Annotated in this window: 14 protein-coding genes; 7 read left to right on the top strand and 7 right to left on the bottom strand. The window is 36.9% G+C overall.

The window, feature by feature from the left end; genetic code table 11:
* The first annotated feature begins 21 nt into the window (after positions 1-21).
* From L1I30_RS03275 to L1I30_RS03290, 4 genes are read left to right on the top strand one after another with little or no spacing between them, the layout of a single operon-like run.
* Complete coding sequence (locus L1I30_RS03275) at positions 22-1032, top strand: sugar phosphate nucleotidyltransferase (protein ID WP_236132818.1); 1011 nt, start codon at positions 22-24, stop codon at positions 1030-1032.
* Positions 1033-1078: 46 nt separating this feature from the next.
* A complete protein-coding gene (locus L1I30_RS03280; RefSeq protein WP_236132819.1) occupies positions 1079-2446 on the top strand; it encodes a tetratricopeptide repeat protein in 1368 nt (455 codons plus the stop codon).
* A complete protein-coding gene (gene lolB1 / locus L1I30_RS03285; protein WP_236132820.1) occupies positions 2447-3214 on the top strand; it encodes a lipoprotein insertase outer membrane protein LolB1 in 768 nt (255 codons plus the stop codon). It abuts the gene before it with no gap.
* On the top strand, positions 3214-4437 hold the full coding sequence (locus L1I30_RS03290; protein WP_236132821.1) for a murein hydrolase activator EnvC family protein: 1224 nt from the start codon (positions 3214-3216) through the stop codon (positions 4435-4437). Before lolB1 ends, L1I30_RS03290 begins: the two co-directional genes overlap by 1 nt.
* 60 nt (positions 4438-4497) lie before the next feature.
* Here the strand turns inward: L1I30_RS03290 and L1I30_RS03295 are convergent, their stop codons facing one another.
* Together L1I30_RS03295 and L1I30_RS03300 are read right to left on the bottom strand one after the other, a co-directional pair.
* Positions 4498-5010, bottom strand: coding sequence for an acyl-CoA thioesterase (locus L1I30_RS03295; protein ID WP_236132822.1), 513 nt, complete (start codon positions 5008-5010; stop codon positions 4498-4500).
* A 59-nt stretch (positions 5011-5069) separates the two neighbouring features.
* Positions 5070-6002, bottom strand: coding sequence for an HU domain-containing protein (locus tag L1I30_RS03300; protein WP_236132823.1), 933 nt, complete (start codon positions 6000-6002; stop codon positions 5070-5072).
* Positions 6003-6196: 194 nt separating this feature from the next.
* On the opposite strand from L1I30_RS03300, the gene dprA reads away from it, so the two are divergent.
* Entirely contained in the window at positions 6197-7297 is a 1101-nt protein-coding gene (gene dprA, locus L1I30_RS03305; protein WP_236132824.1) for a DNA-processing protein DprA, read from the top strand.
* Here the strand turns inward: dprA and trpS are convergent.
* Positions 7294-8265: a tryptophan--tRNA ligase gene (gene trpS, locus L1I30_RS03310; protein WP_236132825.1), complete on the bottom strand. Its 972-nt coding sequence runs from the start codon at positions 8263-8265 to the stop codon at positions 7294-7296. The genes dprA and trpS overlap by 4 nt on opposite strands.
* 74 nt (positions 8266-8339) lie before the next feature.
* Here trpS and L1I30_RS03315 point away from each other — a divergent pair, with 74 nt between their 5' ends.
* Positions 8340-9080: a lysophospholipid acyltransferase family protein gene (locus L1I30_RS03315; RefSeq protein WP_236132826.1), complete on the top strand. Its 741-nt coding sequence runs from the start codon at positions 8340-8342 to the stop codon at positions 9078-9080.
* Between the two features lie 9 nt (positions 9081-9089).
* Here L1I30_RS03315 and L1I30_RS03320 read toward each other — a convergent pair whose 3' ends face one another.
* From L1I30_RS03320 to recA, 4 genes are all read right to left on the bottom strand, one after another.
* Entirely contained in the window at positions 9090-10427 is a 1338-nt protein-coding gene (locus tag L1I30_RS03320; protein ID WP_236132827.1) for a hypothetical protein, read from the bottom strand.
* Positions 10428-10434: 7 nt separating this feature from the next.
* Positions 10435-10974, bottom strand: a complete 540-nt coding sequence (locus L1I30_RS03325; protein ID WP_236132828.1) for an RNA polymerase sigma factor — start codon at positions 10972-10974, stop codon at positions 10435-10437.
* Positions 10975-10993: 19 nt separating this feature from the next.
* On the bottom strand, positions 10994-11419 hold the full coding sequence (locus L1I30_RS03330; RefSeq protein WP_236132829.1) for a hypothetical protein: 426 nt from the start codon (positions 11417-11419) through the stop codon (positions 10994-10996).
* Positions 11420-11536: 117 nt separating this feature from the next.
* Complete coding sequence (gene recA / locus L1I30_RS03335) at positions 11537-12550, bottom strand: recombinase RecA (protein WP_236132830.1); 1014 nt, start codon at positions 12548-12550, stop codon at positions 11537-11539.
* 371 nt (positions 12551-12921) lie between these two features.
* Between recA and trhO the strand changes: the two genes are divergently transcribed.
* Positions 12922-13953, top strand: a complete 1032-nt coding sequence (gene trhO / locus L1I30_RS03340) for an oxygen-dependent tRNA uridine(34) hydroxylase TrhO (RefSeq protein ID WP_236132831.1) — start codon at positions 12922-12924, stop codon at positions 13951-13953.
* Positions 13954-13968 lie beyond the last annotated feature (15 nt).

Raw genomic sequence — 13968 nt, forward strand, 5'->3', positions numbered from 1 at the left:
TCATAATAAATAATAGTTAAGATGAAGATAATAGTACCAATGGCCGGTCGCGGTTCAAGATTACGTCCACACACTTTAACAGTTCCAAAACCTCTTATTCCTATTGCAGGAAAACCAATCGTACACCGTTTGGTGGAAGATATTGCCAAGGTGTTGGATGAGAAAGTGGAGGAAGTAGCCTTTATAATCGGTCAGGATTTTGGAGAGAAGGTGGAGAAAGATCTTCTGGAGATAGCTCAAAAAATGGGTGCTAAAGGAACCATTTATTACCAGGATAAACCTCTTGGAACTGGGCATGCTATAATGTGTGCTAAAGATTCTTTAGAAGGACCTGCAGTAATTGCTTATGCTGATACCCTTTTTAAGGCCGATTTTACTTTAGATAAAGATGCTGATGCCGTAATTTGGGTGAAACAAGTGGAAAATCCAAGTGCCTACGGGGTGGTTAAGTTGAATGATAAAAATCAGATCACCGATTTAGTAGAGAAACCTGAAGATTTCGTTTCAGATCTTGCTGTAATTGGAATCTATTATTTTAAAGACGTCGCGGTTTTAAAAGGAGAACTTCAAAATGTATTAGATCAAAATATCATTCGTGGAGGAGAGTATCAAATAAATGATGGTATTGAGGCCATGAAACAGAAGGGTAAGATCTTTGTTCCGGGACAGGTAGATGAATGGATGGACTGCGGGAATAAGAATGTTACCGTGGAAACCAATGGTAGAATGCTCAGTTTCCTTCATCAGGATGGAGAAAAGCTGATTGCCGATTCTGTAAAGATCATCAATTCTGAAATCACCGAACCTTGTTTTATTGGTGAGAATGTAGAATTAGTGAATGCAAAAATAGGCCCTAATGTATCTATAGGAAATGGGTGTAAGATCACCGATGCAACTATCAAGAATAGTCTTATTCAAAATGAATCGGTAGTAAAAAATGCCAAACTGGATAACGCCATGATTGGGAGTCACGCAAAATTTGATGGTAATTTTACTCAAATTAGTATTGGAGATTACTCTGTGTTAGAATAAGCGCTCATATTACAGGCATTAAAAATGCTTAATAGCTTCAGAAAAGATGAAAATTAACCTGTTTTGCATCATATTAACTATCCTCTTTTCCTCTGCTGTAATGGCACAGGAAGGGCAGCATAGTTTACATGAGGTTAGTCAGGATGATCTGGGGAATGTTAGTGATGAGTTTCAGGAATATTTTTTTGAAGCCTTAAAACAGAAAGCAATTGAGAATTACGAAAAAGCAATCACCGCATTGGAGGTTTGTAAGCAATTACAGCCGGAAAATGCGGTAATCTTTTTTGAATTGGGAAAGAATTATAAGCTGTTAAAACAATTTGATGCAGCAGCCCATAATCTTCAACAAGCCAATAGATTAGATTCTAATAACCAATGGATAATGGCAGAATTGCTGGATATTTATTATTTGAATAAACAATATGCCCCCGCTATTATCATTGCGAAAAGATTAATTCCTTTTAATCTTGATTATAACGATAAACTCGCAGCGCTTTATTTGGAAACCAGGCAGTACGATGAACTAATTATCTTATTGGATAGTCTTGATTCAAAATGGGGGATTAATGAATACAGAACAAATTTACGGCAGCAAATATATGCGCTTACAAATAACACTTCTGCTCAAATTGAAACTCTGAAAACAGCCATTGCGGCCTCTCCCGAAAACGAAAGCAATTACCTTAATTTGATCTTCGTTTACAGCGAACAGGGAATGATAAAAGAGGCTTTTGAAGCTGCCGAGCAGATGAGGAAGGCCTTTCCTTCATCAAAAGTGGTGCATTTGGCTTTATATAAGTTTTATTTAGATTCTAATAAAACGGGGCAGGCGGTAAATTCAATGAAATTAGTATTGGCAGCAGAAGAAATTGATGCCGACTCAAAGTTTAAGGTATTAAATGATTTTCTTCAATTTGTAAACACCCACCCGGGTTATGAAGATGAGCTAAAACAAGTGGCAGCTATCTTTTCGGAAAAGGAAAATAAACCAGAGATCTATCAAAGATTTGGCGAATACTATATCCTTAGAAATGAAAAAGAAAAAGCTATCTCCTATTTTGAAATGGGTCTGGAGAAAGATCCAGCTAATTATGATCTATTAAAAAACACTCTGCTCTTATGTTTGGAGCTTAACAGGATATCTGAGGTAAATAAAATAAGTAAGGCTGCTCTAGAATTGTACCCTGCACAACCTTTATTATATCTTATTCGAGGTGCCGCATTAAATAAGATGCAGTCGTACGAAGAGGCAGAAGAAATACTTACATTTGGCGTTGATTATATTATAGAAGATGTTAATATGAGCATCGATTTCTATGAACAACTGCTGTTAGCAGGTATTGGCTTAAAAAATGATATTAAAATAAATGAATACAAAGAGAAGCTGAATTCATTTAAACAAAATAAGAATTAAATGCAGAAGAAATTAATTGTTATTATAAGCGCTGTAATGCTATTAGCGGCATGTAGCGGTAAGAAAAAAGTTCTTGAAATTGAAGACGCAGCCACTTCTAAAGTGGTGTCTGAGCATTACCGGAATGAACTTTATTTTAAAACACTTAATAGCAGGTTACGATTAAAGTATCAGGATGAAGAAAGAACTCAATCGGTGACTGTGAGTTTTCGAATGAAAAAGGATAGTGCTATCTGGATGAGTGCCCAATTATTGGGTATTCCGTTGGCTAAGGCTTTAATTACTAAAGACCGAGTAAGTTACTATGAGAAAATTGGTAAAACTTATTTTGATGGCGACTTCAGCCTTGTTAGCAAATGGCTGGGCACGCCGTTAGATTATGATAAACTGCAAAATTTATTAATTGGTCAGAGTATTTACGATTTGCGAACCGATAAGTATAAATTGACAGAATCTACCCAAGGCTATCAATTGGAACCCGTAAATACCATGGAAGCCATTAAAAAGTTATTTTTATTGGATGCAGGGAGTTACAAGGCACTGGCTCAGCAGTTATCACAGGAAAAGGAGAACAGAAGTGTTACCGTTACCTATCCCAAATATCAAACGGTGGGCAACCAGCGCATGCCCGAGGAGATTAAGATCAATGCAAATGATGGCCCTAAAAATACCCAAATTGAAATTAATTACCGTACTGTCAGTTTTGATGAACAGGTAAGTTTTCCTTTTGAAATCCCTTCAGGTTATGATGAAATTGAAATTGAATAATGAGATTTAGATCAATTGCACCCCGACTAATTATCTTGACACTTCTTTTTCTAGGAAGTGGAAACATGTTTGCACAAAAAACAAAGGAAGACCTTGAGCAACGGCGTATTGAGCTTAGAGAAGAGATCAAGAGGATAAATAGCCTGAGAAGCTCTAATAAACAGCGTGAAAAATCGGTGCTTACCGAGGTGGAAGATCTGGATAGACAAATAAAGGCCACAGAGAACTTACTGAAAGTTACTAACCAGCAGGCTAATTTGCTTACCAGAGACATTAATTCTAACACCAACAAGATCCAAAAGTTGCGCAAAGAATTGGAGAAGCTTAAAGAGGATTATGGGCAAATGATCGAAAAATCCTATAAAAGTAAATCACAGCAAAGTAGGATCATGTTCCTTTTGTCTTCCCAAAGCTTTTTACAGGCCTATAAGCGCCTTCAATACATGAAACAGTACGCGAACTACCGGAAGCAGCAGGGAGACGAAATAAAGCTTCGCACAGAAGAGTTACAGACTTTAAATACCAACTTGCTTCAACAGAAAAAAGTAAAAGAGAAGTTGATTGCAGAAAATAGGATAACTAGAAATCAATTAGGGAAAAATAAAGAGGCGCAACAGGTGCTTATGAAGAGTATTCGTGCCAAGGAAGGAGAGTTTGCTTCACAAATCAAGAAAAAACAACAGGAGATCAATAATATTGATAAGCAAATTGATGAGATCATCCGGGCTTCTATTGCCAAAAGCAATAAAGAGAGCGGTTCTACTTCCAGAGATGTCTACGAGCTTACTCCTGCAGCCAAAGCTTTAGCTGCCAATTTTGCGAGTAATAAGGGGAAATTACCTTGGCCTGTACGATCGGGAGTGGTGACAACCAGATTTGGAACTCAGCCTCATCCTATTGTAAAATCGATTACTATCAATAGCAATGGCGTACGTATAGAAACCGATAAAGGAGGAAATGCGAAAGCTATTTTTGGAGGAACAGTTAGTGAGGTACAGGCAGTAAAAGGAGCTAATAAAGCTGTTATGGTACGGCATGGAGATTATATCACCATTTATAACAACTTATCTAAAGTGTTTGTTACCAAAGGAGATGTGGTTTCTTTAGGTCAGGATTTAGGGGAAGTCGCCACCAGTAGTAGTTCCGGTAAAACTACTTTGTATTTTATGATGTACAAGAATATGGAAAAACTCGATCCGGCAGACTGGGTCTTGAAGATGTAAATAAAAAAAAACTCCTGAATATTTCAGGAGTTTTTTTTGATATAATGTAATTAGTTGCTCTTATTCTGTAAATAAAGCTTTTAATTCGGTAGCATCATTGGGTTTCATTTTTCCGGCAAGTACCAGACTTAATTGTTTTCTTCGTAATGCCGCCTGAAAACGATCTTTTTCTAATTGTGTTTCTGGATCTAATGCCGGAACTATTACAGGTGTTCCTGTTTCATCGACAGCTACAAAGGTATAAATAGCTTCATTTGCTTTGGTTCGTTTTCCGCTTTCTCTGTCTTCTACCCAAACATCTATATATATTTCCATAGAACTCTTGAAGGCTCTGGAAACAGCGGCTTCAACAGTTACAACACTTCCTACCGGAATTGCTTTATTAAAGGCTACGTGGTTTACAGAGGCCGTAACCACGATCCTGCGGCTATGACGTCTTGCAGCAATACTGGCTGCACGATCCATTCTAGCCAGCAATTCTCCGCCAAAAAGGTTATTTAGAGGATTGGTTTCACTTGGTAGAACCAGGTCGGTTAGTATAGTACGGGATTCTTTTGGGTTTTTCGATTGCATTTTGCCTATTTTTAGGCAAAGGTAATGTGCAAACGAGATGAAAACAAGTTAATGGATTACTAAAGTTCCTGAACCAATAACCAAGCGCCTTCATTAGAAGGTTTTACGGTTCTTAATTCCTGAAGTGCCTCAGTTCTTGTAACATGGCTGCTATAAACTACTTGATGCAAGCCATATTTATTTTCGCCAATATATCGAGATTTAAAACCTTTAGCTCTTAGTTCGTCTACCTTTTGGTGAGCATTTTCTTCTACCCTAAAAGCTCCTGCAACAATATGAAAATCTCCACTTTGCTTAGTTACGGTAAAAGTTATTTCAGGAAGGGGATTATCTATAACGAAAGTGGCCTGCTGTATCTTTTGCTGCAGTTGAGATTCAGCGGTTTGTTGTTCTGCAATATTATGCTCACTTACATTATTACTATAAATATTCAAACCTGCAAACCCACCAATTCCTAAGGCTACTATGGCAACAGCAGCATATTTAAGATAGGATTTGCTGTTTCTTCTTTCTGGTGTAAATAGAATTTCCGCTTTTTCTTCTAATTCCTGGACCTGTTGTTTGTAAACTTCACGTTTTACAGCAACTCCTTTAACATCGCTTAATCCAAAAGCTTCAGTTAAATAATTGGTATCGGTATAGGGTTCAAATTGAAGATTGTCTTCAGAAGAGAGGCTTAGACTTCCAATATTATCTAAACAAAGGGTTCGCTCCTTTTCTAACTGCGTATTTAGATCGAGCACAAAGGCATCTATTCTATAAACAGCGGCAGGATAGCTGATATTTTCTATTTCTGAAATATAATTCGCCAATAATCCATCATTTTTCTTTAACTGGGCGTTAAAGGAAACTTGCTTCTTAGGCGGAAAGAACGCTTGAGCAGTTTCATCAAAATGAGCCGACTGTTTTTGTGTTAGAAATGCACCAAAACCTGGCAAGATCACACATTCGTATCGGTATAGTAAATCGGAGATATGGGTAGCTATAGTCATCAAAACAAAAATAAGGTTTTATCTGATATCATAAAATTAGGCAAACATATATTATTAACAAATCTTTTTTTAGAGAAATTCTTAATAATATTTTTTCTCTTAATCATTGAAAATGAGTTGATAGTGTGGGGAATTTTACTACTTTAAACCTATTTAATTTAAAGGTCAACCAGCATTCACAAGTAGGTTATTTTATGGATAAAATAGAATTATTACACCTTATGGCCTTGCAAAATGTTCCAAATCTGGGGGATAGCACTGCTAAAAAATTGATACGACACGTAGGTTCAGCTGAAGCTGTTTTTAAAGCTAAAAAGGAAAGTTTATTAAAAATTGACGGAATAGGAAAGATGAAGCTTCAAAGTTTACATCTAACCGATCATTTGAAGGCTGCTGAAAAAGAACTTTCATATATAGAGAAGAATACTATTTCAGTTTGCTCTTATAAAGATAATGTCTATCCCGATAAACTGAAACACTGTAATGATGGCCCTCTGGTACTATACTCTAGAGGAAATATCGATCTTCAAAAAAGGAAAATTCTCAGTATTGTTGGAACCCGAAAGGTTACCAGTTATGGGATTGGGTTTTGTGAAAGACTGGTAGAAGAACTCGCTCCCCTTAACCCCGTAATTATTTCAGGCTTTGCCTATGGGGTTGATATAACGGCCCATCGAGCTGCAATAAAGCATAACCTTCAAACCATAGGTTGTTTAGCCCATGGTCTAAATCAAATTTATCCTAAAGTTCATGCGAAGTATATGGGCCAAATGGAAGAGAATGGCGGTTTCTTTACCGATTTTTGGAGTAGTAAAGAATTCGATAGGAATAATTTTTTGAAGCGGAACAGGATAATTGCCGGTCTTAGTGAAGCGACACTTGTTGTTGAGAGTGCAGAAAAAGGAGGCTCTCTTGTTACAGCAGATATTGCCAATTCTTACGACAGAGAAGTGTTTGCTGTACCCGGGAGAGCTACCGATGTTCAAAGTAAAGGTTGTAATGATCTCATAAAAGATCAAAAGGCGCATTTGGTAGCATCGGCTGCCGACATTATTTACATGCTTAATTGGGAAGTGCCATCTGCTCCTAAAGTTGTTCAAAAGAGATTGTTCATGGAATTGTCGCCAGTAGAACAGGAAGTGTACGATAAGCTAAAAAATGAGGGAAAACAGGAATTGGATGTAATTGCTTTAAAATGCAAGATGCCGACATTTAAAACTGCCGGCATCTTATTAGATATGGAACTCAAAGGAGCAATTAGGCCATTGCCCGGAAAACTCTTTGAGGTTATTTAATTGTATCCTAATTTTAAGCGAACTCTTGCTAAAACTTCGTTGGCAATGGCAGTTGCTTTTTGGGCTCCTTTATTTAAAGCTTCATCAATTTCTTCGGGATGTTCCATGAAGTAGTGATATAAGGCGCGCTGTTTCTCAAAATTTTGAATAATCAGCTCATAAAGGGCTTGTTTGGCATGGCCATATCCGTAATTACCACCAAGGTAATTCGCTTTCATTTCTTCTAACTGTTCTTTTTTAGCCAATAACTTATAAATAGCAAACACATTGCAGGTGTTAGGGTCTTTAGGCTCTTTTAGCGGTGTGCTATCAGTTTCAATTCCCATAATTTGTTTTCTCAACTTCTTATCTGGTAAGAAAAGATTGATAATATTGCCTTTAGATTTACTCATTTTTGCACCATCGGTTCCGGGAACGTACATGGTTTCCTCTTGGATCTTACCTTCGGGTACAACAAAAGTTTCTCCCATTTGTGTATGAAACCTCGAAGCAACATCTCTGGTCATTTCTATATGCTGAAGCTGATCTTTACCCACAGGCACTATTTCCGCATCATATAATAAGATATCGGCAGCCATTAGCATGGGGTAGGTAAATAAACCTGAGTTTACATCTTCCAGTCTATCTGCTTTATCTTTAAATGAATGTGCTAAGGTGAGTCTTTGGTAGGGGAAAAAACAGCTCAAATACCAAGATAATTCAGTTACTTGAGGAATATCACTTTGTCTATAAAACACAGTTTTTTCTATATCTAGACCAAATGCAAGCCATGTGGCAGCAGTAGAATAGGTGTTTTCGCGTAAAGTTGCCGCGTCTTTTATTTGTGTAAGTGAATGTAGATTGGCAATAAATAAAAACGATTCGTTTTCTGGGCGGTTAGCCATTTCAATTGCCGGGATAATTGCACCAAGTAAGTTTCCTAAATGAGGTGTTCCTGTACTTTGCACACCGGTAAGTATTCTAGCCATGGACTTTTATAAATTTTCACAAAGGTACTTCTTTTGTTTAATTCGCTTAATTCATTTTAGTATTTTTGAGGCCTATGCGTACAGTTAAGGGTTTTGTAATTATTCTCTGGAGAATTTGGTTTTATATTCTTTTAGGATTACCAATTGTGGTAATGTTCCCTGTGTTGGTAATCTTTACCTCTTCAGAAAAGTTCTACCCTCAATTCTTTAAATGTGCCCGGATCTGGGCTAAGATTATCCTGTACGGAATGGGGTTCTTACCCAAACAGAAGTCAGCTGCGAAATTAATTAAGGGTAACAGTTATATGTTTGTGGCTAATCATACCTCGATGATAGACATCATGCTAATGTTAGCTGTAATAGATCATCCTTTTGTTTTTGTTGGAAAAAGAGAATTGGCTAAAATTCCAATATTTGGATACTTTTACAAACGTAGTTGCATTCTTGTAGACAGGAATTCGCAAAAAAGCAGGCACCGGGTCTTCAAGGAAGCACAGCGAAGATTGGATCAGGGAAATAGTATCTGTATTTTCCCTGAAGGTGGGGTGCCGGATGATTATACCATAGAGCTTGCAAATTTTAAAGACGGCGCGTTCCGCTTGGCGATCGATCATCAAATACCTGTTGTACCTATTACTTTTCACGATAACCGTAAGCGTTTCTCATATATCTTCATCTCAGGAAGTCCCGGAATTATGAGGGCAAAAGTGCATGAGATAATTCCAACCCTTAATAAAACTCAGGCTGATAAAAGGGAATTGAAAGAAGAGACCTATGCTAGGATTCTTCAAGAGCTACGCGCTCCTTCAATCTAAGAAATGTTGTTAGAATTTAAAGCTGAACCCGGAATATACTCCAAAGTAATACGAATTAACATTGCCGGTGGTTTTATCAAATGTGTTGATTTGATATTTTAAAATTGGCTCCAAATTGAATTGGAACTGAGAGGAAATATTGTAATCTACTCCCACCCCTAAGTTGGTTGTAAAACTCAGGTTATTAAGGTTGTTGGCTTTCCCTAAATTAGTAGAGAAATTGGAAGCGTTTAAAGAAACACTGTTCTCGTCTAAAATAAGTGTACTACCTCCACCAATAATATTCAGTCCGATCTTTTTATCAATTAAAACATATTCAATTTCCAGAGGAACTTCAATAAAACCAAATTTTTGATTTATGTATCCGGAAGTAGGAGCTGCTAAGCTAGCGGGACTAAACTCTGCCGAGGCATTTAAGTTGCTGAAAGGCCGGACACTTCTGTTTTCAATTTTATAATTTGGAGAGTTTTCGCTATAATTAATTCCGCTTAAGGTAGAAGGATTAACAGCTGCTGTAAATGCGATGTTGTTGGTATTATAACTCATATCAACTTTACTAACTCCAGAGCGTATCTTTATTTTATCGCTAATCTTATAGGCGAAATTAATTCCGTATGCCATAGTTACTTCCCCTTTGCTGTCGTTGTCTTTAAAACGGGAATCGATAGAGCTTCCACCGCCAAGATTATTATAATATATAGGTGCTGCAACAGGTGTGATTCTAAGCCTTTTGGATGGTGCGGCTTCTGAAATTTCAGTAGTATGATCCTCTAAAGAGTTTGAAGTAGGAAGGTCTCGTAAGTTAGCAGATGTTTTTTTCTGTTTGTTGATACCTGTTAGTGGTTTGGTATTGCCAGCGTTATCTTCTAAAGCAATTTTCGCTTTGTTAATTGTGTTAGAATTAGACTGAGATCTATATACTTTCACAAATGGAGAATCTCTTAAAGCTTTCTCTTTCTTATTTGTAATAGTAGCTATTTCTTCTTCTTTCTTATTCTTAGTGTCAATCATGATACCTTGAAGCACGATAGAAGATCTAATCATGTTATTGGTATAGCTGGAAGAAGCTAAACTAATCTCACCAAAATCTTCATCAACAATAGTAGTAGAAGAAGTTTGGGTGTTTTGAGAAGAAGGGATCTTTAGAAGGTCATTCGCGTAATTTACAAGTAGTGCTAGTACGGCAGCAACTCCTGCAAGTTTATACCATAATGGAGAGAATAATCTTCTTTTTTGATTACCCGGAAGTTGGGAAGAAATGTTCTTCCACACAGCTTCACGCGGAGTAGCTTCAAAATCTTTGAATTTCTCCTGAAACAATCTATCTATATGTTTTCTCTCTTCCATTATTAAATTAAGAATGCGCAGCCATTTTTAATTGATTGGCTTCAATTTTTTCTTTTAATATTATTCGTGCCCTTGCTAAATTAGATTTAGAAGTTCCTGTGGATATCTGAAGCATTTCAGCAATTTCTTTATGCGAAAAGCCATCTAATGCGTACAGGTTAAAAACCTGCTGATATCTATCTGGTAGCTCCTGTATAATCTTCAATAAATAATCTACAGAAACATTTTCTTCATTAATCTCTAAAGCCGGCTCTTTTAAATGATCTTCATTGACAATCTCAAAAACACTTTGTTTTCGATACTTCTGAAGTGTAGTATTAATCATAATACGCTTCATCCATCCCTCAAAAGAACCTTTATCCTGGTACTGCTTAATTTTATCAAATATGATCATAAAACCATCCTGCAAGTTGTCTTCAGCCTGCTGGTAGCTATTAGAATATTTCAAACACACTGCAAACAATTTATTGGCATATAGCCTATAAAGTTGTTCTTGTGCGCCGATATCCTGTTTCTTACAATTGTGTATGAGCTGATTTAAACTCAATAGCCGGGGTTTTTTAAATTTATTCATTACCTGGCCGGGTAACGGGAACTCGCACAGTTAAAAATCTGTTTTCGCCTGCTGTATTTTCGCCTTGCCAGAATTTAAAGATATAAAAATCCTCTCGTTCTGCAACAAAATTTAATACGGCACCTGCTTGAAGTTCACCAGATGTCACACAATTGTTAGCTGTTGTATTATAGCTATTTACCACCGCTATAATAATTTCATTATCTTTTTTCGAGATGTCAAAACCTGAAAAGCGATGACAGCTCGATGCACGTTTGTACGCTATCTCAAAATTAGAGGTCTGCGCATATACAAGTTCTTCGGGAAGATTTACAGATATGGTTGGCGCAAGGCTTTGTGCTATATTGCTCCCATCATCGTTACTAGAACAAGAGGTAAGAATCAGAAATACAATTACATAGCGTGTTAACCCATTCATCTCTACATATGCCTAAAGGTTGTACAATTAACAGATGCAGTTAGGGCTAAAGGGTTGCGTACAGGAATAAAAAAATCCCGCCGAAGCAGGATTTAATTTTGAAATGTGAGATAATCATTATTCTTTGGCCACTTTTATGGCATTTGTAATTTTAGCTTCCAATTCGTCCATAAGATCTGGATTATCTTTAAGGATAGCTTTTACAGCATCTCTTCCCTGACCTAATTTGGTGTCTTCGTAGCTAAACCAAGATCCACTCTTTTTGATGATTTCATAATCTACACCAATATCTATGATCTCTCCAATTTTAGAAACACCTTCTCCGTACATGATATCGAATTCAGCAGTTTTAAATGGTGGTGCCACCTTATTCTTAACAACCTTTACTCGGGTCTTGTTTCCTAAAACATTACTGTTACTATCTTTTATTTGAGTAGATCGTCTAATATCCAGTCTTACTGAAGCGTAAAATTTAAGAGCATTCCCTCCGGTAGTGGTTTCAGGGTTTCCGAACATCACCCCAATTTTTTCACGTAACTGGTTAATGAAGATTACTGTACAATTTGTTTTGCTAATGCTTCCGGTTAATTTTCTTAAAGCCTGAGACATCAATCTCGCATGAAGTCCCATTTTAGAATCTCCCATTTCTCCTTCGATCTCGCTCTTAGGGGTTAAGGCAGCAACAGAATCTATTACGATAATATCGATAGCTCCAGATCTAATTAAATTATCTGCTATTTCTAATGCTTGTTCTCCATTATCTGGTTGAGATATAATAAGATTTTCTAAATCTACCCCTAAGTTTTCAGCATAAAAACGGTCGAATGCATGCTCTGCATCTATAAAGGCAGCAATTCCTCCCGATTTTTGAGCTTCAGCTATGGCATGTAATGTTAAGGTGGTTTTACCCGATGATTCCGGCCCGTATATTTCGATCACTCTTCCGCGCGGATAACCTCCAACACCCATTGCTAAGTTAAGCCCTAAAGACCCGGTAGAGATGGCCTCAACATCAGAGACCGCTTGGTCGCTCATCTTCATAACCGTACCCTTTCCGTAGGTCTTGTCCATTTTGTCCAGGGTAAGTTTCAGCGCTTTTAGTTTTGCTTCTTTTTCTTTATCGTTGCTCATATTTTATATCTAATTAAATGCGTGCTGCTAAAATACTATAACTTTTCTATCGCTACAATTTTTAACACGCAACCTTTTTTAAATCTCTGCATCTTGTTAGAAACCAATCAATTTCGATTATGCGGTTTCTTAAAACAAGTTTTATTCTAAATAAATTCGGCGCTACAACTACCGTAGTTCTAAATGGTAGTAGTAGGGTTGATGGAGGCTAATTCGTTATAGATTTTTAAGAACAACTTAAAATTTTTAAATAACGAATTAGCCATTCAGAAAAATGCTCCGCAAAAACGATTTTCCGGAGCATTTTTTCTTTCTTCAATTTAAAGATTACCTTTGCAAAAATATTTCTTTTAACTTAAAATAAGTATAGCATGCAACTGTACAACAAATTAAGCGCGAAAGAAAGAGCCGCCCTTATTGAAGAAGCAGGGGAAGACAGGTTAACTCTTTCTTTTTATGCCTATGCCAAGATTGGCAATCCTCATTTATTTCGAAATCATCTATTTCTTGCCTGGGATGCTATGGAGGTTCTGGGAAGAATCTATGTGGCACATGAAGGTATAAACGCCCAATTATCGGTACCGGCAAAGAGATTTGCTGAATTCAAAGACTTTTTAGATGGTATCTACTTTTTAAAGGATGTTCGTTTGAATATAGCAATTGAACATGACCTGAAATCATTCTTGAAATTAAAAGTAAAGGTGCGCAAGAAGATTGTGGCCGATGGTTTGAACGATGCCTCTTTTGATGTCACCAATAAAGGGGTGCATGTGAACGCCGAAAAATTTAATGCTTTGTTAGATGATCCAAACACTATATTAGTGGATATGCGAAATCATTATGAGAGCGAAATAGGTCATTTTAAAGGAGCGATCACACCTGATGTTGACACTTTTAGAGATTCCCTGCCAATTATAGAAGAGGATCTTAAGGAGCATAAAGAAGATAAGAATCTGGTAATGTATTGTACCGGTGGAATTCGATGTGAAAAAGCCAGCGCATATTATAAACATAAGGGATTCAAAAATGTCTTTCAATTAGAAGGGGGAATTATTGAATATGCCCGGCAGGTAGATAATCTACAATTAGATAATAAATTTATAGGAAAGAACTTTGTGTTCGATCATAGACGCAGTGAGCGAATTACCGATGAGGTTATCTCTAGCTGCCATCAATGCGGAAAACCTTGTGATGTTCATGTAAATTGCGCTAACGAGGCGTGTCATTTGTTATTCATTCAGTGTGAAGAATGCTCAAAAGCAATGGACACATGTTGTTCTACAGCTTGTAAAGAAGTAAATGCATTGCCGTATGAAGAGCAGAAAGCCTTGAGAAAAGGAATACCAAATAGTAATAAGATCTTTAAAAAAGGTCGTTCAGAGGTATTGAAGTATAAGCTGTAGGTAATAAATATCAAT

It is taken from the genome of Gillisia lutea, from assembly GCF_021568705.1.
Classification (GTDB): domain Bacteria; phylum Bacteroidota; class Bacteroidia; order Flavobacteriales; family Flavobacteriaceae; genus Gillisia; species Gillisia lutea.

Coding starts and splice junctions, on each gene's coding strand:
- L1I30_RS03275 (WP_236132818.1), top strand. CDS start 22: ATGAAGATAATAGTACCAATGGCCGGTCGCGGTTCAAGATTACGTCCA.
- L1I30_RS03280 (WP_236132819.1), top strand. CDS start 1,079: ATGAAAATTAACCTGTTTTGCATCATATTAACTATCCTCTTTTCCTCT.
- lolB1 (WP_236132820.1), top strand. CDS start 2,447: ATGCAGAAGAAATTAATTGTTATTATAAGCGCTGTAATGCTATTAGCG.
- L1I30_RS03290 (WP_236132821.1), top strand. CDS start 3,214: ATGAGATTTAGATCAATTGCACCCCGACTAATTATCTTGACACTTCTT.
- L1I30_RS03295 (WP_236132822.1), bottom strand. CDS start 5,010: ATGCAATCGAAAAACCCAAAAGAATCCCGTACTATACTAACCGACCTG.
- L1I30_RS03300 (WP_236132823.1), bottom strand. CDS start 6,002: ATGACTATAGCTACCCATATCTCCGATTTACTATACCGATACGAATGT.
- dprA (WP_236132824.1), top strand. CDS start 6,197: ATGGATAAAATAGAATTATTACACCTTATGGCCTTGCAAAATGTTCCA.
- trpS (WP_236132825.1), bottom strand. CDS start 8,265: ATGGCTAGAATACTTACCGGTGTGCAAAGTACAGGAACACCTCATTTA.
- L1I30_RS03315 (WP_236132826.1), top strand. CDS start 8,340: ATGCGTACAGTTAAGGGTTTTGTAATTATTCTCTGGAGAATTTGGTTT.
- L1I30_RS03320 (WP_236132827.1), bottom strand. CDS start 10,427: ATGGAAGAGAGAAAACATATAGATAGATTGTTTCAGGAGAAATTCAAA.
- L1I30_RS03330 (WP_236132829.1), bottom strand. CDS start 11,419: ATGAATGGGTTAACACGCTATGTAATTGTATTTCTGATTCTTACCTCT.
- recA (WP_236132830.1), bottom strand. CDS start 12,550: ATGAGCAACGATAAAGAAAAAGAAGCAAAACTAAAAGCGCTGAAACTT.
- trhO (WP_236132831.1), top strand. CDS start 12,922: ATGCAACTGTACAACAAATTAAGCGCGAAAGAAAGAGCCGCCCTTATT.